Source organism: Dactylosporangium salmoneum, from assembly GCF_039532525.1.
GTDB lineage: Bacteria > Actinomycetota > Actinomycetes > Mycobacteriales > Micromonosporaceae > Dactylosporangium > Dactylosporangium salmoneum.
Genome location: NZ_BAAARV010000090.1, coordinates 1 through 1503, shown reverse-complemented (window position 1 = coordinate 1503; position 1503 = coordinate 1). Strand labels below are relative to the sequence as shown.

Sequence of the window (1503 nt, the reverse complement as noted above, 5' to 3'; positions counted from 1 at the left end):
GGCACCATCAGCGCCATCGCATTCCGGCCCAACGGCGAGATCCTCGTCCGCACCCCGGGCAAGCTCACGCTGCTCAACGCCGACCGCACCGTGAAGACCACCGGCACCGAACCGGCCGGGCTGAGCAAGTCCGACCTGATCGCCTACGTGGCCGCCTGACCCCTACCCGATCAGCCCTGGGAGCATCGATGTCGGCCATCGCCGCAACGATCTTGCCGCTAGACTCGGCGGTCGCGACTTGTTCAGCGACGTCGATCGGGTTGGTCATGGTTCACGGGGATGATGACTACGCGGTGTTCGTCCGAGCGCGCAGCCACGCGCTGCTGCGCTCGGCGTACCTGCTGACCGGCGATCAGCACTTGGCCGAGGACCTGGTCCAGGAGGCGCTGGCCCGCACGCATCGGGCGTGGGCCCGGTTGCACGAGACCGGCAACGCCGAGGCCTACGCTCGCCGGATCATGTACCACATGCAGGTATCGGTGTGGCGCCGGCGCAAGGTCGCCGAGGATCTGCCGGGCGAGCTACCCGACCGCAGCGACCACCGCAACGAGAACGCCGAGGCGATCACCCGGCGGATGACGGTCGAGCGGGCGCTGCGCTCTCTCAGCGCCAAACAGCGGGCCGTGGTGGTCCTGCGCTACTTCGAGGATCACACCGAGGCCGAGGCCGCCGACCTGCTCGGCGTGTCGATCAGCACCGTCAAGACGCAGACCAATCGCGCCCTGGAGCGTCTGCGCAAGCTCGTACCCGAGCTCGGGAACCTCCGAGCGGCGGAGGGAACCGGACGATGAACGACGACGACCTGCTCCGCGACAGCCTGGCCCGCATCGGTGAGCGAGCCGAGCCGGTCGACTTCCTCGACCGCTCGCTCGCCCGCTCGAAGCGCATCGGCCGCAACCAGCGCCTCATGAGCGGCGCCGCCGCGATCGTCGCGGTGGTCGTGGCGGGCGGTCTGGCCTGGCAACTCACCCGCCCCCCGGCCGGGGACTCCACCCCGGCCGGCGAGCACTCCCCGACCACGGCCATCAGCGCCAGCGAGAGCGCCGGCGCCTCCGCCGAGCCGAGCGACTCCCCGTCGTCCGCGTCGAGCTCGCCGCCGTCCGGCTCGGTCTCCGGCCTGCCGGGCCGGCTCTACTACTTCAAGGCCGGCGCCGACGCGATCATCCGCCTCGACGACGGCCAACCCATCACCGTCAACGGACCGCAGTACACGGCGAGCGTCTCCCCCGACGGCACCGCCATCGCCTTCATGGACCACGACAAGCTCGTCGTGACCGACCGCGACGGCAAGCACCCCCACACGCTCCTGACCGGCGTGCCCGGGCCCGGCTACGAACCGCAGTGGTCCACCGACAGCAAGCACCTCCTCGCCGCCAAAGGCCCCTCCAACGCCACCCCGACCTGGGGCACCATCGACGTCGCCTCCGGCACGTTCACGCCCCTGGCCAAGCAGGTCGGCCTCCACGCCAAGTGGTCCGCCGACGGCCAGCACATCGCCTACGC

At 70.8% G+C, this 1503-nt stretch carries 2 protein-coding genes; both read left to right on the top strand.

Annotated features, from left to right (window positions below; all coding sequences use genetic code 11):
- Positions 1-266: 266 nt before the first annotated feature.
- Positions 267-791 carry a SigE family RNA polymerase sigma factor gene (locus ABD352_RS45455; protein ID WP_344618839.1) on the top strand — a complete coding sequence of 175 codons (525 nt, stop codon included), beginning with the start codon at positions 267-269 and terminating at the stop codon, positions 789-791.
- Positions 788-1503, top strand: a 716-nt coding sequence (locus ABD352_RS45450; protein WP_344618838.1) for a TolB family protein, incomplete at its 3' end; no start/stop codon positions are given. The genes ABD352_RS45455 and ABD352_RS45450, both read left to right, overlap by 4 nt.

Coding starts and splice junctions, on each gene's coding strand:
- ABD352_RS45455 (WP_344618839.1), top strand. CDS start 267: ATGGTTCACGGGGATGATGACTACGCGGTGTTCGTCCGAGCGCGCAGC.